The organism is Acinetobacter lactucae, assembly GCF_013122135.1.
Taxonomy (GTDB): Bacteria; Pseudomonadota; Gammaproteobacteria; order Pseudomonadales; family Moraxellaceae; genus Acinetobacter; species Acinetobacter lactucae.
Map to the genome: position 1 here is coordinate 2,746,040 of NZ_CP053391.1, position 20,249 is coordinate 2,766,288.

Below are 20,249 nucleotides of genomic sequence, written 5' to 3' on the forward strand. Positions count from 1 at the left end.
ATTAAATCTTTTCAATATTCCATTGTCCATTTTGCGACACGAGTTGATGAGTCGCATATGGAATAGAACTTAAATCATCATTACCTAACAATTGAACGACACGTAGACCTTGAGCACGTGCATTCGAAATTGCTGAGAGTAAATCTTGTTCTGAGCCTTTTGGAGCAACAACAGTTTCGATTTCGGCGAACTGATTTGCGCCTAAGGCATATAAATCACAACTGAAGCCAGTAGCAGGACGTGCGCGGCCAAAGTGCTCACCAATACCATCGTAACGACCACCCTGTGCTAAAGGTGCAGCACGGTTCGGTGCATAGACTGCATACATTAAGCCAGTGTGATAGTGATAACTACGTAGCTCTACAACATCGATACCGATATTGAGATTTGGCCAACGGCCTTTAATTTGTGCAAACGTTGTTTTCAGTGCATCTAATGCTGATTTAAATTCAGCATCTTGTAAGATGTTTGTACTCAAATTCGCTTGTAATGCTTCTAGATCACTAGAATAACGGCCAAGTGCATAGAAATCAGACCCCATATTGAGGTTTTGAGTAAATTCAGCTAACTCTGGTAACGCTTTTCTTTGATAAAGATCTGAAAGCTCATGCTCTTCATTTTTTGACAGTCCAGCATGCTTTACTAAACTGCGGAACAACCCTACATGGCCTAAATCTAGATGCGCGCCTTGTAAAGTATAGATATTCTCGATCAGCCCCAGCATAACATCGACCATTTCGACATCAGCTTCGATACTGTCATGCCCGTATAACTCTGCACCTAATTGTAGAGGTGCACGTGTGGCATTAAAATTTTGTGGTTTAGTATGTAATACAGTCCCTGAATAACAGTAACGTGCAACGCCTTCAACCGGTCTTACATGTGCATCGATACGTGCAACTTGTGGCGTCATATCAGCACGAACACCGAGTAAACGGCCTGAGAGCTGATCAATGACCTTAAAAGTTACTAAATCCAAGTCTTGATTTGATTCTGATAATGAAGACAACGATTCGATATATTCAATAAATGGTGTATATACCAATTGATAACCTCGTACCGCGAGGAAATCTAAAGCTTCACGGCGAAGTTTTTCAATGACTTGTGCCTGTTCCGGCAATACATCTGCTACCCCGTCAGGCAGCAACCATGTCTCTGAAATGGTCATATTTCAAGCCTAAAATCTGATCAACGTGGAACGACCCCACATAAAAAAATCGGGAACACACCCGATTTCTCTTAGTGTAGCATGATACTTTCTGCCATGCACCTGACAATTTGCATAAATCTTTCTTAATAAACTCTAAAGTCAAAAAGAAGATTTTTTGAATTAATAAGAATATTCAATAATTTACTGTGCTTTACTCATATTATAGGCAAAAGTTCTTCGACCAAAGAATGGGCCAATATCTGAACTATCACCTGGTTGCCAGTTAACTAAATTTAATCTTTGAATAGCTTGAGCTGCTTGAGTATTAAAAGCAAAACAACCTTTTTCAAGATTTGCGATTTTTAGCTTTTGTCTGAAAGCAATTAATGAGTGCACCTCATTAAGCGGGTTATCTTCTATAGAATACAGATGAGACTTCTCATAAGCTAAATTTCTATCAGCATCCCACCGACTACTTGATATAAAATTAATAAAAAAAGCAGACCGGTTATTATTATTTCCCAAGGCACTTTGAATATCACCAGTTTCCAAGTTTTCTAAAACAGTTAAGTTATAGCCGTACAACTGCGAATTTAGAAGCCTAAAATACTTTTTATCTGAACCTAGGTTATTATATCTTTCGATAATTGACTGCTTTCTCTCACTAAACGACGGATTTGACTCAAAACCAGATATATCTGAAATATAAGATTGATTCCATTGAGTCTCTTTTAAGCGATAACAATAACTATTTTTTGGAAACCTAACATTCTTATAGTTTTGATAAAAATCAATTAAATTTTTATCAAGTTGATTATGTAGGCCTGTTTCTAGATTTTTATTTTCTTTATAGCCCGGCAATACACGGTCAAAGATATTTTCACCATCCAACTTCACAATTTCAAACTTTAAATTCTTTTTCAAATCAGGTGTTAATTCATAAGTCCAACTATCAGTTGATAACCTTTTCACAATATTAGTTTGTAACGTCCCTTTATTTAAAATTTTCTTTTCAGTTAAAACTTCAGTTTCTAACGGCTGGTTATGTGACTTTGCAAAAAAGATTTCATTATTCTTAATTGGATATTGAGCAATTTCAAAAGAATCACTATAGATACCTGAAGAAATATCCGAAGGTTGATAATAAACTTGGTAAATTTTGTCTTCCTTTTCTAAATTATTTTCAGCTTGTTCAGACGTATTTTGATCTGAGCTTCCACCACAAGCTGTTAAAACAAGAGTAGATGTAATAGTTAAAAACCCACTTATTCTTTTTGAATTAAATTTCATATGAACTCTATAATTAAAATTTTAATGTTTGCGAATCATACAAATAGATTTAATTTCAGACAACACTAATATTTAGAATTTTAATTATTTTAATAATCCATACCAAAAAATAATAACTATAAAAAAGGATGTTAATTAAACACCCTTTTTATTTAAATTTGCCTTTCATTTAGAAAGAGTCACACAGATCCAATAATCGATTTGCATAACCCCATTCATTATCATACCAAGCAAATACTTTAGCTTGATGCCCGACCACCATAGTTTGGGTTAAATCAACAATGAGTGAATAAGGTGAATGATTGAAATCACTCGAAACTAACGGTTCATCTGTTACAGCCATAATTTCTGCATAGTCTGTTTTAGAAGCTTTAATGAGTAACTCATTAATGTGATGCACAGTAATTGGAGATTGCGCGATAAAAGTTAAGTCAATTGCAGCCACATTAATAGTAGGTACTCGAATTGAATAACCATCGATACGGTCTTCCATTTTAGGCATAACACGTTTTAATGCTCCGAGTGCACTAGACGTAGTGGGAATAATATTTTGCCCTGAAGCTCTAGCACGACGTAAATCGCGATGTGCATGATCAAGTACAGATTGGTCGGCCGTTACTGCATGAATCTCGGTCATAAGTGCAGTTTCAATTCCAAACGCATCATCAATGATCTTGACCAGTGGAACTAAAGCTTGAGTAGTACATGACACACTCGAAATAATTTGATCAGTCACTTTGACTTCATTGTGGTTCACACCATAAACAATGGCTGCATCAACATGGTCAAAAGGTGCTGCCCCAATAATGACCCGCTTTGCCCCTGCTTCTAGGTGACGTGTTGCATCCGCATGAGAGCGAAACAGTCCGGTACACTCAAGTACCACATCAATATCTAAACTAGACCATGGTAAAAGTTCCGGTTGTTTCTGCTTTAAAACCTCAACTTTTAACGTTTGGTGATTTGACTGAATATTCAAAAAAACTTTTTCATTTTCAATCAATATTTCCACATTTCCATTGAAGCGGCCATGTGTAGAATCATATTTAAATAAGTGCACTAATGTCTGGACATCTGCTATATCGTTAATCGCCACGATTTCAAAGTGAAATTGTTTTGGGCTTTCGAACCAGGCGCGTAAAACATTGCGTCCAATCCGACCAAACCCATTAATGGCAATACGTTGCATGACCTATCCTTATCAACAAAACTACAAGCTAAAGAAGGCATATAGTAAAGCACGTCACGACCAATTGAATATAGATTTTTAGCCAAATCACAGTTTTGTAAGATATTCCTTTTAAAATCGTTGGTTCGGTGGGGTTTTTCCGCTACAATTTAGCGTTTTTAAAAAATAAGCCCCGTATCACATGCTAAGGTTTGGCATAAAACAAACAGGCATTGATACTTTTAGCCAAATTCGAAAATATGGAGTGACTTGGTTGTGAGTACTCGTTTAATGACATCTGCTGAAATTCGTGAAGCATTTTTGCGCTACTTTGAAACGCAAGGGCATACACGTGTCGCGTCGAGTTCTCTTGTTCCTGCCAACGACCCAACTTTATTATTTACAAATGCTGGGATGAACCAGTTTAAAGACTGCTTTTTAGGTCTTGAGAAACGTGACTATGTACGTGCGACCACATCACAGAAATGTGTACGCGCTGGCGGTAAACATAATGACTTAGACAATGTTGGTTATACTGCACGTCACCATACATTCTTTGAAATGTTAGGTAATTTCTCATTCGGTGATTATTTCAAACGTGATGCACTTAAATTCGCATGGGAATTTTTAACCAGCGAACAATGGCTTGGTTTACCAAAAGATAAACTTTATGCCACTGTTTACCATACCGATGACGAAGCTTACGACATCTGGAACAAAGAAATCGGTTTAGCACCAGAACGTATTATCCGTATTGGTGATAATAAAGGCGAAAAATACGCATCTGATAACTTCTGGGCAATGGGTGATACAGGCCCATGTGGTCCATGCTCTGAAATCTTCTTTGACCATGGTGACCACATTTGGGGTGGTTTACCAGGCTCACCTGAAGAAGACGGTGATCGTTTCATTGAAATCTGGAACAACGTTTTCATGCAGTTTAACCGTACTGCGGATGGCGTGCTTCACCCTCTCCCTGCTCCATCTGTTGATACTGGTATGGGCTTGGAGCGTATCTCTGCTGTATTGCAACATGTTAACTCGAACTACGATATTGACCTGTTCCAACACCTATTAAAAGCTGCTGCAAACATTATTGGTATTGAAGACGAAGGTCAGCCTTCTTTACGTGTTGTTGCCGACCATGCGCGTTCATGCTGTTTCCTTATTGCTGATGGTGTAAACCCAAGCAATGAAGGTCGCGGTTACGTACTTCGCCGTATTATCCGCCGCGCTGTGCGTCATGGTAATAAACTTGGTGCAACTGGTACGTTCTTCTACAAAATGTTGCAACCTTTAATTGAAGTTATGGGTGATGCATATCCGGAACTTGCAGCTCGTAAAGATGTAATTGAAGCAACTTTAATTCGTGAAGAAGAACAGTTTGCTAAAACACTTGAGCAAGGCTTAAAACTACTTGAAGGCGAGCTTGCTCAATTAAAAGATAAGACCATTCCTGGTGCGACTGTATTTAAACTTTACGACACTTACGGCTTCCCGACAGACTTAACTGCTGATATTGCACGTGAACGTGACTTTATTATTGATGAAGCTGGCTTTGAAGTAGAAATGGCTGCACAGCGTCAACGTGCTCGTGATGCTGGTAAATTCGCAGTTGACTACAACAACATTGTAAAAGTTGAAGGCGAAACTCAGTTTGACGGTTATATCAACACCACTAGCCAGGGTCAAATTGTAGCGATCTATAAAGATGGTGTACAAGTTGATGAAGTTTCTGAAGGTGATGAAGCGCTTATCGTTTTAAACCAAACTCCTTTCTATGCTGAAAGTGGTGGTCAGATTGGCGACACTGGTATCTTCAAAAATGAAACAGGTATTTTTGAAGTTCAAGATACTAAAAAGTCAGGCGGTGCCTTTGTTCATCAAGGTATTGTGACCGTTGGTAGTCTTAAAGCAGATCAAAACGTTGAAGCGATTGTTAAAGCAGACATTCGTGAGGCAACTGCACGTAACCACTCTGCAACTCACCTATTACATGCTGCCCTTCGTCAAATCTTAGGTTCACATGTACAGCAAAAAGGCTCTTTAGTTGCAAGTGATATTTTACGTTTCGACTTTGCTAATGACCAACCTGTAACTTTTGAACAGTTACAACAAGTTGAGCGATTAGTGAATGCAGAAATTATTGCAAATAGTGCTGTAACAACCGAACTTCTTGACATTGAAGCTGCAAAAGCTAAAGGTGCCATGATGTTGTTCGGTGAAAAATACGGTGATGAAGTACGTGTACTTTCTATGGGTTCAATTATTGATGAGAAAAACTTCTCAATTGAACTTTGTGGTGGTATCCACGTTAAACGTACAGGTGATATTGGTTTATTCAAAATCACTTCTGAAGGTGGTGTAGCCGCTGGTGTACGTCGTATTGAAGCTGTTACAGGTACTAAAGCGCTAGATGTAGTACAAAAAACTGATGCTGATATCCAGCACATTAATAGCTTATTAAAAGCACAGAAAGACCAAACTGTTGAGCGTGTACAAGCCAATGTTGAATTGGTTTCTGCATTACAAAAGCAGATTGAACAGCTCAATCAGAAATTGGCAAACTTCCAAGCGTCAGAATTGATTGATCAGGTACAGACTATTGCTGATCGTCAAACACTTATTACCACTGTTCAAGGTGTAGATGCAAAATCACTTCGCAACTTACACGACAGTGTTAAATCGAAATTAGAGAATGCAGTTATTGTGTTAGCTGGTGTAGAGGGTGACAAAGTTAGCCTACTTGCTTCAGTTGCATCACAATACACTGCAACTCTAAAAGCAGGTGACATCATCAAACATCTAGCAACCGAGTTAGGTGGTAAAGGTGGTGGTAAACCTGACTTAGCACAAGGTGGCGCGCCACTTAACGAGAAGTTTGGACAAGTGATCGCAGCATTGCCTGCATGGCTTGAACAAAAATAAGACTTCACTTTTTGTGTAACTGACCCTGAAAAGCCTCTCAGGGTCATGGCTTATATGGAACAACTATGGCATTAATCGTTCAAAAATATGGCGGTACTTCTATGGGTACCCCCGAGCGCATTTTAAATGTTGCTCGTCGTGTGAAGCGTTGGCATGATCACGGTCACAAGGTTGTTGTGGTCGTATCTGCAATGAGTGGTGAAACAAACCGCTTACTTGCTCTCGCTAAAGCCATTACCGAAACACCTGACCCACGTGAGTTAGACCAAATGGTTTCAACCGGTGAACAGGTGACGATTTCCATGTTAGCTATGGCACTTAATTCGATTGGTGTGGAAGCTAAATCCTATACCGGACGTCAAGTCGGTATTAAAACTGACAGTGCATTTACCAAGGCGCGTATCGAGTCTATTGATACAGATGTCATGACCAATGACCTAGATGCAGGCCGTGTTATTGTGGTTGCTGGTTTCCAAGGCTTTGATGCTAATGGAAATACCACAACACTAGGTCGAGGTGGTTCAGATACTTCTGGTGTTGCTCTTGCTGCTGCTTTAAAAGCTGACGAATGCCAGATTTATACTGATGTAGATGGTGTTTACACCACTGACCCTCGCGTTGCTCCTAAAGCCAAAAAAATCGACCGTATTTCTTTTGAAGAAATGCTAGAAATGGCATCATTAGGTTCTAAAGTTTTACAAATTCGCTCAGTAGAGTTTGCCGGGAAATATCAAGTTCCTTTACGTGTGTTATCAAGCTTTGATAATGACGACGACGGCGTTTTTGATGACGAGTTTAAAGAAAATGTTGGTACACTCATTACTACTGAGGCAGAAGATACTATGGAACAGCCAATTATTGCAGGTATTGCTTTTAACCGTGACGAAGCAAAATTAACGATTTTAGGTGTACCTGATGAACCAGGCATTGCTTCTAAAATCTTATCACCAGTAAGTGATGCCAATATCGAAGTCGATATGATAGTGCAAAATGTTGAAGAAGATGGCACAACAGATTTCACGTTCACAGTAAACCGTGTTGATTTAGCGAAAGCTGAAAAAATCTTAAACGAAACTGCTAAAAATATTGGCGCACGTGAAGTTTCAACACGTGATGACATCGTTAAAGTGTCTATCGTTGGTGTAGGTATGCGTTCACACGCAGGTGTAGCGAGCAAAATGTTCACTGCCCTTGCAGACGAAGGTATCAACATCCTTATGATTTCAACTTCTGAAATTAAAGTTTCTGTCATTATTGATGAAAAATACCTTGAACTTGCTGTTCGCTGCTTACATACCGCTTTTGGTTTAGATCGTGAACATGGTGAAAGCAGCGCCCGCGCTTAATTTTACCAATCGGTCAAGAATTCATTAAAAAATGTTTACTTGTCCGACAATAATTAAAGAAAACACAGAGCCGCTATAGTTTTTTTTATAGCGGCTCTGTTATATTAAACGGAAAGTTTTTTGGCAGAGATTATCAAAATATGACTTTGTTCTCATATTTCTGTTAGAATCTGACTGAAAACTGAGGTTGAGCTTTTATTTGGGTACCAATATTGCAGTTTTAAGCGTTTAGCAAGGAGATAAACATGCTGATTCTGACCCGCCGTGTCGGGGAAACATTAATGATTGGGGATCAAGTCAGTGTTACTGTGCTTGGCGTCAAAGGAAACCAGGTTCGTATTGGTGTAAATGCACCAAAAGAGGTTTCTGTTCATCGCGAAGAAATTTATCAACGTATTCAACATGAACGTGCAATGCATGAACACCTTCAACACCTTGATCAAGATTATCAAGTTTCTTATGAAGATGATAATTATGCACAGAAAAACTTCAATCGTTAGTATGAAGTTGTTCTCTCCCTAATTAAAGCGACTTTATAGTCGCTTTAAATTTTTTAAATGCTTGTATTTATAGACCTAAAGCACGTTTAACAGGTGCATAACTACGACGATGCTGATCAATCACCCCATGCACAGCAATTGCTTCAAAGTGTGCTTTGGTTGGATATCCTTTATGTTTGGCAAAACCAAATAGTGGATATTGCTGATCTAATTCCGCCATTTGTCGATCTCGTGTCACTTTTGCCAAGATACTTGCTGCACTAATTTCAGCATGGCTTGCGTCTCCGCCAACAATGGCTTCACAAGGAATAATGATTCCTTTAGGAATTTGATTACCATCTACAATTACTTTTTGTGGTTGAGTTTTCAAACCATCAACAGCGCGCTGCATAGCCAAAAAAGTCGCCTGTAAAATATTTAACTCGTCAATTTCAGCATGTGTTGCTTCAGCAATGGACCAAGCTAAGGCTTTTTCTTGGATTTCAATAAACAACTTTTCACGTTTCTTTTCAGTTAATTTTTTAGAATCATTTAATCCTAAAATTGGATTATTCGGATCTAAAATCACGGCCGCTGCCACAACCGAACCTACTAAAGGCCCCCGTCCCGCCTCATCTACACCAGCAATAAACATCGACTCACTACCTTTAAAAACAAAAGAGGCTGATCAATAGTAATCAGCCTTCTTTAACACAAAATTATTAATTACTTTTGTAAAGCTTCTGCCACACAAGCGTTTACAGTTTTAGAAACCACTTGGTTGACGATTGTAGCACGTGTATTTACATCAAGTGCAGCTGCTGCCAATTCTACTGCTGTCACACTGTTTGGAGCCTTTTCGCTCACACAACCACACACATTCGTTTGTATGCTATCACGTTGCTCAGCAGTCATATATTTTGTTGCTGTTTTCCAAGCCGCAACATTATTAATCTCTGTAATACATTTCGCATTTACAGCAACCTTTAACGCAGCAACGCCTAATTGCTGAGTTGTCGTTTGTGCAGAAGCGCCTGTGTCAGTGCCTGTAGTTGTTGCACATGCTGTTAAAGCTAAAACAACTGGTGCTAGAGCAAGCATCAATTTTTTCATCATTTTTTCCTTTGATTGAACCTTGGCAGCGCGTATTGTGCCTAAACTCAACTTTAGAAGAAACAAATAATTTGATGCATTTATGCAATCTATTTTGCCGAGTGAAATTCAGCTCATCAAATCCTTTTTTGGAGTAAAACGTTCTGTTTTTAGCACGCTCTGTCACATTTAAAACATTTCTCAAAATCTGCGCTTTCCCCTAAAATCACAAATCAAAACGACAAAAAAAGGGTCTTTTATGCCTGCTGTTTCCTCTCAGTATTACACCCGTACCGCACAAATCCTGCATTGGGTGATGGCAATTATTTTCATCGTCGCATGGGTGATTGGTTTCTATAGTGGAAATTTTTTAAGTTACGACATTGATGGCAGCTTTAAAGGTGATGTGATTACCTTGCACAAAAATATTGCAACCACCATTATCTTTTTAGTGATTATTCGGATTTTTTGGCGCTATACACATCCAGCTCCAAAACTACCTGACACCATGTCACCGATGATGAAAACTCTGGCACACGTGGGTCATCTATTCCTTTATGTAATTTTAGTGGCTTTACCTGTCACTGGTTGTTTATTTAGCTGGAGCGCTGGTCACCCTGCCCCTGTTTTATATTTATTTGAAATTCCGCGTTTGGTGCAAGATAACCCAGAGCTTTTAGCTATTGTTAAACCATTACATATTTATATTTCTTGGTTTGCAGGTTTTCTTATTGTTGGGCATGTACTTGCAGCTTTGAAACATCACTTTATTGATAAAGACAATATTTTAAATAGTATGACCAAACAGCCTAAATAAACCTGATGTATAAAAAAACCGCCCGAGATAGGCGGTTTTTTTATTTAGATCTTTTGGATTTCTGCAATCCACTTTTGTTTCTCTTCATATGAAATGAAAGAAGCTTCAAAAGAATTAATTGCGAGTTGTTTCAACTCATCATTGTTTAAGTCTAAAGCTTGCTGAATGGCAAAGAAATTGTCATTCATATATCCACCGAAATATGAAGGATCATCTGAGTTAACCGTCACGTGTACGCCTTTTTGCAATAGACGACGGATATTATGATCTTTCATATCCTTAACAACACATAGCTTTAAGTTACTTAAAGGACAAACCGTTAATGGCATTTTTTCATTAATTAAACGCGCCATTAATTGTTCGTCTTCTTCAGAACGCACACCATGATCAATACGATTCACTTTAAGTAGATCTAAAGCTTCCCATACATATTCAGGAGGACCTTCTTCACCAGCATGAGCCACGATTAAGAAGCCTTCTTCACGCGCCTTAGCAAAAACACGTTCAAATTTAGCTGGCGGATGCCCTACTTCACTTGAATCAAGCCCTACAGCAATAATATCTTGTTTAAATGGCAAAGCCTGTTCAAGTGTTTCAAATGCAGCTTCTTCACTCAAATGACGTAAGAAACACATAATCAGTTGAGAACTGATACCAAACTTAGCTTTGGCATCTGCACAAGCGCGTTTTAAACCATTAATCACTGTTGAGAATGCAATACCACGGTCAGTGTGGGTTTGCGGGTCAAAGAACATTTCTGTGTGAACGACATGATCTTCAGCACATTTCTCAAAATAAGCCCATGCTAAATCATAGAAGTCTTGTTCATGTACAAGAACATTTGCACCAGCATAGTAAATATCTAAGAATGATTGAAGATTATGAAAGTTATAAGCTTGCTTTACTTCTTCAACAGATTTGTAAGGAATCTGAATCTGATTGCGCTGGGCAATTGCAAACATTAATTCAGGTTCAAAAGTCCCTTCAATATGCACATGCAATTCGGCTTTTGGTAAGGCGCGAATCAGCTCGACTTGATTCATATTAACTCCACGTCTAAAGAAAAAAGGGTGTGGTCAAAATCACACCCTTTTATAATTTTCTTCTTATTGAAAACTATGTCTAAGATAGCTCAAGAAGAAAATTATAAAAAATCATATTAACCGCCAAACGCGATAAATTTAAATACCCAAAGCGCAGCAATAATCCATACCATGTACGGTACAGTTTTTGCCTTACCTGTGAATAATTTAACTAATGCATAGCTAATAAAGCCCATTGCAATACCATCAGCAATTGAATAGGTGAATGGCATAAATACAATGGTTAAAAATGCTGGAACAGCTTCAGTAATATCATCCCAATCAATGTGAGTGATGCCTTGAATCATCAACACACCAATGAACAATAAAGCTGGCGCCGTTGCAAAACCTGGTACAGATTGAGCAAGAGGTGCTAAAAATAAACAGCAGATAAATAAGACTGCAACCACAACAGCAGTTAAACCAGTACGTCCACCTGCTGCTACACCTGAAGCTGATTCAATATATGGTGTAGTTGAAGATGTACCTAATGCGGCACCAGCAACGATTGCAGTAGAGTCTGCGAATAATGCTTTTTTCAAACGAGGTAATTTACCGTCTTGTAAAAGGCCTGCACGGTGTGATACACCAACCAAAGTACCCGTACTATCAAACAAGTCGACAATAAAGAATACGAAAATGACGCCGACCATACTTGCTGTAAATAGACCTTCAAAGTCCATTTGCATGAATGTTGGTGCAATTGAAGGAATTTGACCCACTACACCCTTAAATTCGTTTAAACCTAAAGCAGTAGCAATGGCCGTAACAACTAAAATACTAATAATGATTGCGCCGCGAACTTTTAATTGGTGTAAAACCACAATCATTAAGAATCCGAACAACGCTAATAGTACTGTTGGTTGTTTGATATCACCCAAACCAACCAAAGTCGCTTGGTTATCAACAATGATTCCAGCATTTTTTAGTGCAATCAGTGCTAGGAACAAACCAATACCACCACCGATTGCAAACTTAAGTGACATTGGAATCGCATTAACAATCGCTTCACGAATTTTAAAAAAGCTAATTGCAAGAAAGACAAGGCCTGAAACAAAAACAGCCGCTAAAGCTGTTTGCCATGGCACGCCCATTCCCATACAAACCGAGTAGGTAAAGTAAGCGTTTAAACCCATACCAGGAGCCAGTGCGATTGGATAATTAGCAATGATCCCCATTACTAAACATCCGATTGCTGCTGCCAAACAGGTCGCAACGAATACGGCACCATGATCCATGCCGGTTTCAGATAAAATGAGTGGATTGACAATAATGATGTAACACATCGTTAGGAATGTAGTTACACCAGCAAGAACTTCAGTTCGGAAAGTGGTTTTATTGTCGCTTAACTTAAATAAACGCTCTAACCAGCCTGCCGAAGAATTGGGCGCCGCCATAAGTAGCCTCTATGCAAAATCTGAACTGTGGAATATTTACGTCTATGTAGGTCGCTGAACAATATTGTTTTTCTGTTCAGCCCTATACACAAGAATCTCAAATTTTAGAAGCAACAAATATGCCACTCATTTGATGTCTGTTTTCATACATAGCAAATAACCACAGCCCCTCTTGAAACACAAAAAAGCTGCATAACCCCTATGCAGCTTTTTTACTATACGTTCAATAAGTTTAACAGATTCAACAGAAACATGATCAAAAATTATGAAAAGATATGACCAATGACACTGTAAAAGTTAGAAATTTATAGTTCGCAATTGCTAGAAAATAATTTTTTTCTCACCGATATATTCTTGCATATTATAAGAAGCTAAATTGCTGTGATGAGCATGGTTTGGGTTACGTTCTATACTTTGCAGGTTTCTTTCAGCTTCTTGTATGATCCGCATGAGCTCTTGATGTCTTTTATTTTGAGTATCTAAATAGGCCCAATACCCTAATACAAAGACAATACTTACACACAACACTATTAATACTTTATTGATCATTATTATTATCTCTATGTTTTTAATGTTAATGATCTTAACAAAAAATTATAGCTTTGTGAATATTTTCACATTTATTTACAATAACACACCATTGTTCAAGTTATTGAAAATAAATGTTATTTTAAAATAAACATTAATATAGCCAATAAATACTAAACTTTTCCATTGAAAAGTAACTTTATTTCATAAGTACTTATTTTTAGCTTTTTTTAATATTATCTTTTTATCATTTTTAACTATTAAGTTATTTTAAAGATAGAGCATAGACAAATGTGTATACGGCTTAAAATTTCTTTTTATTCGCTGAGCTTTAAATTAAATAAAAAGGAGCTATTTTCGTTAATGTACTTTTCTTTAAAATTGTTTCTTTAGCGACTAATTTTCTATGTTTCATGTTTAGCTTTCAAAATAAAAATTCATCTCAATGAAATCTTCATCTTATTTAAAAATATTTTTCTTCATTAATGCTATTGGTTGATTAGCAAAATTATGTCCAAGCTTTATCGTTCTATAAATCGCACCAAGCTTTCCATTTTCAGAGATTTATTCCCATAAACGCTACGATAAAATGCACTTAGATAAAAAATTAAATCAGGAGAATACATCATGTTTGATATGCGTTTATCTCACGAGCGTGGGGCAGCACATCATGGTTGGTTACAATCAAAACATAGCTTTTCATTTGCTAACTATTGGGATCCTAAACAAGTCGGTTTTTCAGACCTACTTGTAATTAATGATGATAACGTTGCTCCATCTAAAGGCTTTGGTACCCATCCTCATCGTAATATGGAAATTATTTCCTATGTGCTTGAAGGTGCATTAGAGCATAAAGACTCGATGGGTACAGGCTCTGTGATTGTGCCTGGTGACATTCAGCTCATGAGTGCAGGTCGTGGTGTTGCTCATAGTGAATTTAACCATTCAGCTCAAGAAGGCGTTCATTTCTTGCAAATTTGGGTTGTTCCAAATGAAGTGAATACAGAGCCGGGCTATCAACAAGTTCATATTGATGAAGCAGACAAACGCGGTAAATTGCATTTGATCATTTCACCGAAAGGTGGTGAAAAAACTTTGTCGATCAAACAAGACATTAATATTTACTCAGGTCTTTTTGATGGTGAAGAAACTGCTGACTTTGTGATTCCTGATGGTCGTTATGTGTACCTACACGTTGCTAAAGGTCGTGTCGATGTAAATGGTAAAACCTTTAACACTGGGGATGCTGCACGTATTCGTGAAGGTGGAAGCTTATCGTTTACCAATGGTGATAACGCCGAAATTTTGATTTTCGATATGCGCCCAGAAGAAGTTCCAACCATGCCATAAGATCAATCAAGCCTTCACATAAACTTTTATGTGGGGGCTTTTTATCGTTACTTGGACTTATAAAAATGCTATCTCTGCTCAATGCTCTTCTGAACGTGCCATCTCTGTATTGATATAGCTCATAATCATCGTGGTTAGTCCCTGCACCATTTCATCAAAACTAATATAAGGGTTTGGCAAAATAAGATGCCGTGCGACATTAAAAATTCCACTATTAATACAGATATAGGTAATTACAGGCAAATTATTAATTTTTAGGTATTTTGGATTATGCATCATATATTTCATGATGACTTCCATTAAAGCCTGTTCAATTTTGGGAATATATTTGTCGTACTGCAATTCTCCTGCATAGCGCAAAACAGTCAAATAGCGGTCGTTATTTTTCTTTAATAAATCACTAAAAGTATAAAAAATCATTTCAATGACAGGTTCTAACTCCAACTGTAAAATCGTCGGTGTAAGCTCTGTAATCATGTCCAGAATTTCCCGAACAAAAAAGTGATTCATCGCATCATAAATTTCTTCTTTATTTTTAAAATATTCGTATAAAGACCCGACACTCACCCCTGCAATCTCTGCAATATGACGTGTTGTAGTACCACTCGGCCCATGAAGTGCCACTGCAATAAAACCTGCTTCAATAATCGTGTCGACAGTGACTTTGGCTCGAGTTTGACGAGGTTTACGCGTAGTCATACGATCTAATTAATAATCCGAACATAAAGTCAGATTAGCATGTAATTTGACTCGTTAGAAATAAAAAAACAAAATCCGAATAGTTGTCAAACTTAAGTGGAAAAGTTCAGAAAAGTAGAACTTAATCTCTCAATTAATACATGGTTTAATTTATTACTTTCGGAGAAAAATATAAATTTAAATTATTATTTTTCAACTATATAAAACCAAATTAGTTAAAAAATTTATTGCAATATATGTTTCTAAAATACTTTTATATATTTAAGAAGTTACCCGAATTGAATCCGAACATAATGTCAGATTAATATGAAAAAATTAAAGAAGACTCATTAAGTAGCTCTTGTCTACATCGGCTCTTCTTTCCGTTATTCAGCCAAATAATCAAACAAATAACGGAGCAACAACACCGTAGTCAATGCAGAGAATCATCTGTTTTTGAAAATGGAATTTTATAGTGCTTTGTTGATCATTGAGTTTATTGATTTTCATCAAAATGCACCACTACTTTGCCTCAGGGTGTCGCCATGATCTCGACCGCAGTTAAAAAATCATTCAAGAAACTTACATTTCAGCGTGAAATTGAGTTACCCGATTTTGCTAGCAAAAGTTCAATTCCAATTCGTCATTTAAATATTGGTTTTGATGGTAAGGAAATTGATGTTAGATTCTATATGGACAACCAATTTGCTACTTTGTTTTTTGCCACACTTTCGGTGTTTTTAACCTATGGTGAAGATCTAGTGATTGAAACCGCTCGTCATCACCGCGAATTTATTAAAGATCCAATTTTAAAACAGCGCGTTACTTCGCTGATTGGCCAAGAGGCAATTCATTCTAAATTGCACAATGAATATAACGATGCCCTTCAAGATGCTGAATATCCTGTTGCGCTCTATCGTTTTCTTGGCTCAAACTTCTTTAAGTATGTTTTCTTAAAGTTTCCCCAGCCACTCAAATTATCAATGATGGCGGGTATTGAGCACTTTACTGCGGTACTTGCTGAATACATGATGAAGCATGAAAAGAATTTCTATTATTCAGATGATGAAAAAAGCCGTGCATTGTGGATGTGGCATATGCTTGAAGAGTCTGAGCATAAAGATATTGCCTACGATGTCTATCAACTTTTAAATGGTAGTTATGCACTACGTGCGTCTGGTTTCTTCCTCGCGCTATTTACCATTTTAGGTTTAATCCCTGCGACTACATTATTTGTGCCTGTGTTAAGAAAGCCACAAGAGATGCTGACTTTGAAATTCTGGAAAGATGCTCGTCGCGGTGTAGGCTTAATCTTTGGTCCAAAAGATGGAGTTTTCGGCAGTACGATTGGTCAAATTCTTGACTACTTACGCCCAGACTTTCATCCAAATGATCATGATACAACTGAATATCTTGAGTATTACAAAAAGAAATTACTGACCGAAGGCGGCGCAATTGCTCCTTACTTTGTTAAAGAATTTACCCCACCAGTACGCATGTCTTAATCGTCCTGCATTTCCAGCTATCAAATAGATAGCTGGTATCTCTTCAAGCTATTTATGGATGAATCATGATTTTATTTGGCAAAAAGAAAGTTAAACCAAGCCAAAAAGCTTATGCCGTAGTGACGGGTGCAGGCAGTGGAATTGGTCGAAGTTTTGCAATTGAACTTGCGAAACGTGGTGGCAGCGTAGTGTGTGCAGATATTAATCTCGAAGCTGCTGAAGAAACAGTAAAACTTCTTGAACAAGAAGGTGCAAAAGCTTTTGCTATGCGCTGTGATGTGGGTAACGCTGAACAGGTTAACCATCTCGCTGAAACTGCTGAAATCTTACTTGGGCATCCTGTGACTCTTGTCATTAATAATGCTGGAGTAGGTTTAGGCGGTAAATTTGACGAACTCAGCCTAGAAGACTGGAACTGGGTCATGAATATTAACCTTTGGGGAGTTATTCATGGCTGTCATGCATTTGTTCCCAAGTTTAAAAAGTTAGGTTACGGCGCGATTATTAATGTGGCATCTGCGGCATCTTACACGGCTGCCCCAGAAATGACTGCTTATAACGTGACTAAAGCGGGTGTGCGTGCGCTTTCAGAAACGCTTTCTGCCGAACTGCGTAAGTTTAACATTAAGGTGAACGTGCTCTGCCCGACGCTGGTACCTACCAATATCATTAAAAATGGTCGAATTCCCGGACGCTATTCAAAGCTTGCAGACCATGCACTGATGAACTATGCGCTGACCACAAGTGATGATGTTGCAAGATTAACCCTTAATCGCCTTGATCAGGATGAGATGTATACCATTCCTCAAATTGATGCGAAGTTATTCTGGCTCATGAAGCGTGCATCCCCAAGCTTGTATACCAAGCTCCTTGGTACATCGTACAAATTATTTAAATAAGAAATTTATAGGTAGTACACATATGACTGCGCAAATGAAAACAAATGCATCAGCAAAAAAAGCTGTCAAATCACCAAGCCATATTTTCGATACTTTTATTGTGGGTGCGGGCATTTCAGGGATCGCTGCTGCCATTCGCCTAGATCAAGTTGGTTATACCAATTATAAAATTATTGAAAAAGCTGGCCGCGTGGGTGGAACATGGCGTGAGAACACCTATCCAGGTTGTGGTTGCGATGTACCTTCTGCTCTTTATTCTTACTCATTTGCACCAAGTGCAAAATGGAGCCATTTATTTGCGCGCCAACCAGAAATCTTAAGTTATCTGGAAGATGTGAGTAACGAGTTTAATATTGCATCTAAAATCGAGTTTAACAACGAGTTGCTTAACGCAGCATGGGATGACTCACGTCATGTGTGGGTACTTGATACCACTACTGGGCAATATTTATCTAAAACCGTTATTTTTGCCACAGGTCCAATTACTGAAGCTCAAATTCCACGTCTTGAGGGCTTAGAAACATTTAAAGGCGAAATGTTCCATTCAGCAAAATGGAACCATGATTATGATTTAACTGGTAAACGCATTGCCGTGATTGGTACTGGTGCATCTGCTATTCAGTTTGTGCCACAAATTCAACCAAAAGCGAAAGAACTGTTTGTGTTCCAACGTACAGCACCTTGGGTACTACCAAAACCAGATACAGATTTGGGCGAATTTAGTAAATCAGTCATTGCTAAATATCCGGCTATTCAGGCGAGCTGGCGTAAAAGTGTGGCACTAACGCTAAATGCAATTAACTTTGGTTTACGTAATCCACTTGCCCTAAAACCAGTCAATGTATTAGGTAAGCAATTACTTAAATTGCAAATTAACGACCCAGTGCTACGTAAAAATGTAACGCCAAACTTTGACATTGGTTGTAAACGTATTTTATTCGCTAATAATTACTACCCTGCACTACAAGCATCGAACACGACCCTGATCCCTCATGGTTTAGTGAAGGTTGAAGGCAATACAGTGGTTGCTGCTAATGGTGAACGCCACGAAGTTGATGTGATTATTTGGGGTACAGGTTTTGAAGTATCTCATCCACCAATTGGTAAACGTGTCCACAATGAAAAAGGTCAATGTTTACAAGATATTTGGAAAGATAGTTCACCAGAGGCTTATTTAGGAACCAACATTGAAAATGTACCAAATGCATTTTTAATTTTAGGACCTAACATACTGGTTTATGACTCTTTCATTGGTCTGGCAGAAGCACAGCTCGACTATATCGTAGATGGCTTATTGAAAATTAAAAACAAAGGAATTAGCAAGTTAAATGTTAAATCTGATGTGATTAAAAAGCATAACGATTTAGTACAAAAGCACTTACAAACGACCGTATTTAATAGCGGCGGATGTAAGAGTTACTATCTTGATGCCAACGGGCGTAACTTTGCTGCATGGCCATGGTCATTGAAAAAACTTAAACAACGTTTGAAAAAAGTAGATTTGAAAGATTATGAAGTGACGTATCAAACGACAAAAACTCACTAATTTGTATTTTCGATCAAATCAGTTGTAAGAAAGAGGCAGTGTATTTTAGGTTTTCATGAAATACACTGCCTTCTTCGTTGAATATCTTCAAGAAATAAAAAAACAGGATAAAGATGAAAGAAGGTCAATCAAGCCGTACTGCTGAAGCCGCTGCTGCATTACGGGCCAATCATTTTCAAAATACACAGAACCCTGTATTTTCAGATCCTTATGCTTTTGAACTAACCAGTAAAGGCTGGAAAAAACTTCTCTCTAATTCACTGATTGTTAAAGTGATGAACTCTGCAGTTTTAAACCGTACTTTAGGTCTACTTACTGGACAAGTGGTCGGTCGCTCTCGCTATGCCGAAGATTTACTTGCTCAGGCAGTTCAACAAAATACTCAACAATATGTATTGGTGGGTGCTGGCCTAGACTCTTTTGCACTACGTGAATCACACCATTATCCTACTTTGAAAATTTTTGAAGTTGATCACCCTGATACTCAAACGGCCAAACAAGCCAAGCTAAAAAAGTTAGGAAATATTCCTACTACCGTTGAATTTGTTGCGATTAACTTTGAAAAAGAGTCTATTTCGGAAGCTCTGATCAGAAGTCTCTATGATCAATCTGCTCCTGCATTTTTTTCATGGTTAGGCACAACGCACTATTTAAACCCCGAAACCACGCTGCAAACTTTAAAAAGTATTGCTGAATTTGCTGTAAACGGTAGTGAAGTGGTACTCGACTATTCGACCGATTTTCAGGAATTAAACGGTATTGAGCGATTTGGAAGTATGGGCGTTGCACAATTTACCCATTTGCTGAAAGAGCCTTTACTAGGTCAATTTAAACCAATAGATTTACATCATGCAGTGGAGCAGATGGGTTTCGAAGTAGTCGAAGACTTATCAGGTGAAGCCATTACTGAACGATATTTTAATGCACGAATTGATGAAATTCGCCATACATCGGCAACGCGTTTGCTGCATTTGCGTTTAAATAGAAACTAATG

General features: G+C 38.0%; 18 protein-coding genes. 9 read left to right on the top strand and 9 right to left on the bottom strand.

What is annotated here, in order from left to right:
• Position 1: 1 nt before the first annotated feature.
• The 3 genes from HLV59_RS12905 to gap all read right to left on the bottom strand — a co-directional run bounded on the left by HLV59_RS12905 (position 2) and on the right by gap (position 3,629).
• A complete protein-coding gene (locus HLV59_RS12905; protein WP_171430119.1) occupies positions 2-1,168 on the bottom strand; it encodes an ATP phosphoribosyltransferase regulatory subunit in 1,167 nt (388 codons plus the stop codon).
• 183 nt (positions 1,169-1,351) lie between these two features.
• Positions 1,352-2,440: a hypothetical protein gene (locus HLV59_RS12910; RefSeq protein WP_171430120.1), complete on the bottom strand. Its 1,089-nt coding sequence runs from the start codon at positions 2,438-2,440 to the stop codon at positions 1,352-1,354.
• Positions 2,441-2,609: 169 nt separating this feature from the next.
• A complete protein-coding gene (gene gap / locus HLV59_RS12915) occupies positions 2,610-3,629 on the bottom strand; it encodes a type I glyceraldehyde-3-phosphate dehydrogenase (RefSeq protein WP_031947793.1) in 1,020 nt (339 codons plus the stop codon).
• A 270-nt stretch (positions 3,630-3,899) separates the two neighbouring features.
• Here gap and alaS point away from each other — a divergent pair, with 270 nt between their 5' ends.
• The 3 genes from alaS to csrA all read left to right on the top strand — a co-directional run bounded on the left by alaS (position 3,900) and on the right by csrA (position 8,382).
• Positions 3,900-6,536, top strand: coding sequence for an alanine--tRNA ligase (gene alaS, locus HLV59_RS12920; protein WP_016143291.1), 2,637 nt, complete (start codon positions 3,900-3,902; stop codon positions 6,534-6,536).
• 65 nt (positions 6,537-6,601) lie between these two features.
• Positions 6,602-7,882, top strand: a complete 1,281-nt coding sequence (locus tag HLV59_RS12925) for an aspartate kinase (RefSeq protein ID WP_002115333.1) — start codon at positions 6,602-6,604, stop codon at positions 7,880-7,882.
• A 245-nt stretch (positions 7,883-8,127) separates the two neighbouring features.
• Entirely contained in the window at positions 8,128-8,382 is a 255-nt protein-coding gene (gene csrA / locus HLV59_RS12930; protein ID WP_000906487.1) for a carbon storage regulator CsrA, read from the top strand.
• Between the two features lie 67 nt (positions 8,383-8,449).
• Here csrA and rnhB read toward each other — a convergent pair whose 3' ends face one another.
• Together rnhB and HLV59_RS12940 are read right to left on the bottom strand one after the other, a co-directional pair.
• Positions 8,450-9,016: a ribonuclease HII gene (gene rnhB, locus HLV59_RS12935; RefSeq protein WP_002163155.1), complete on the bottom strand. Its 567-nt coding sequence runs from the start codon at positions 9,014-9,016 to the stop codon at positions 8,450-8,452.
• Between the two features lie 71 nt (positions 9,017-9,087).
• Complete coding sequence (locus tag HLV59_RS12940; protein ID WP_016143289.1) at positions 9,088-9,474, bottom strand: hypothetical protein; 387 nt, start codon at positions 9,472-9,474, stop codon at positions 9,088-9,090.
• Between the two features lie 238 nt (positions 9,475-9,712).
• Between HLV59_RS12940 and HLV59_RS12945 the strand changes: the two genes are divergently transcribed.
• Entirely contained in the window at positions 9,713-10,270 is a 558-nt protein-coding gene (locus tag HLV59_RS12945) for a cytochrome b (RefSeq protein ID WP_171430121.1), read from the top strand.
• A gap of 44 nt (positions 10,271-10,314) precedes the next feature.
• Here the strand turns inward: HLV59_RS12945 and HLV59_RS12950 are convergent, their stop codons facing one another.
• The 3 genes from HLV59_RS12950 to HLV59_RS12960 all read right to left on the bottom strand — a co-directional run bounded on the left by HLV59_RS12950 (position 10,315) and on the right by HLV59_RS12960 (position 13,298).
• Positions 10,315-11,313: an adenosine deaminase gene (locus tag HLV59_RS12950; protein ID WP_171430122.1), complete on the bottom strand. Its 999-nt coding sequence runs from the start codon at positions 11,311-11,313 to the stop codon at positions 10,315-10,317.
• A 116-nt stretch (positions 11,314-11,429) separates the two neighbouring features.
• Entirely contained in the window at positions 11,430-12,749 is a 1,320-nt protein-coding gene (locus HLV59_RS12955; protein WP_005070381.1) for an NCS2 family permease, read from the bottom strand.
• Positions 12,750-13,070: 321 nt separating this feature from the next.
• The gene (locus HLV59_RS12960) at positions 13,071-13,298 is read right to left on the bottom strand and encodes a hypothetical protein (protein WP_031947789.1); all 228 of its coding nucleotides are present in this window, start codon (positions 13,296-13,298) and stop codon (positions 13,071-13,073) included.
• A 606-nt stretch (positions 13,299-13,904) separates the two neighbouring features.
• On the opposite strand from HLV59_RS12960, the gene HLV59_RS12965 reads away from it, so the two are divergent.
• Positions 13,905-14,627, top strand: coding sequence for a pirin family protein (locus HLV59_RS12965; RefSeq protein ID WP_014206180.1), 723 nt, complete (start codon positions 13,905-13,907; stop codon positions 14,625-14,627).
• Positions 14,628-14,705: 78 nt separating this feature from the next.
• Here the strand turns inward: HLV59_RS12965 and HLV59_RS12970 are convergent, their stop codons facing one another.
• Positions 14,706-15,326: a TetR/AcrR family transcriptional regulator gene (locus HLV59_RS12970; RefSeq protein ID WP_002163161.1), complete on the bottom strand. Its 621-nt coding sequence runs from the start codon at positions 15,324-15,326 to the stop codon at positions 14,706-14,708.
• Between the two features lie 524 nt (positions 15,327-15,850).
• Here HLV59_RS12970 and HLV59_RS12975 point away from each other — a divergent pair.
• The 4 genes from HLV59_RS12975 to HLV59_RS12990 all read left to right on the top strand — a co-directional run bounded on the left by HLV59_RS12975 (position 15,851) and on the right by HLV59_RS12990 (position 20,247).
• Positions 15,851-16,810 (top strand): metal-dependent hydrolase, encoded by a 960-nt coding sequence (locus HLV59_RS12975; protein WP_171430123.1) that lies wholly within the window; start codon positions 15,851-15,853, stop codon positions 16,808-16,810.
• Positions 16,811-16,875: 65 nt separating this feature from the next.
• The gene (locus HLV59_RS12980; RefSeq protein ID WP_171430124.1) at positions 16,876-17,709 is read left to right on the top strand and encodes an SDR family NAD(P)-dependent oxidoreductase; all 834 of its coding nucleotides are present in this window, start codon (positions 16,876-16,878) and stop codon (positions 17,707-17,709) included.
• Between the two features lie 22 nt (positions 17,710-17,731).
• The gene (locus HLV59_RS12985) at positions 17,732-19,255 is read left to right on the top strand and encodes a flavin-containing monooxygenase (protein ID WP_171430125.1); all 1,524 of its coding nucleotides are present in this window, start codon (positions 17,732-17,734) and stop codon (positions 19,253-19,255) included.
• 113 nt (positions 19,256-19,368) lie between these two features.
• Positions 19,369-20,247 carry a class I SAM-dependent methyltransferase gene (locus tag HLV59_RS12990; protein ID WP_171430126.1) on the top strand — a complete coding sequence of 293 codons (879 nt, stop codon included), beginning with the start codon at positions 19,369-19,371 and terminating at the stop codon, positions 20,245-20,247.
• The last annotated feature ends 2 nt before the right edge of the window (positions 20,248-20,249 follow it).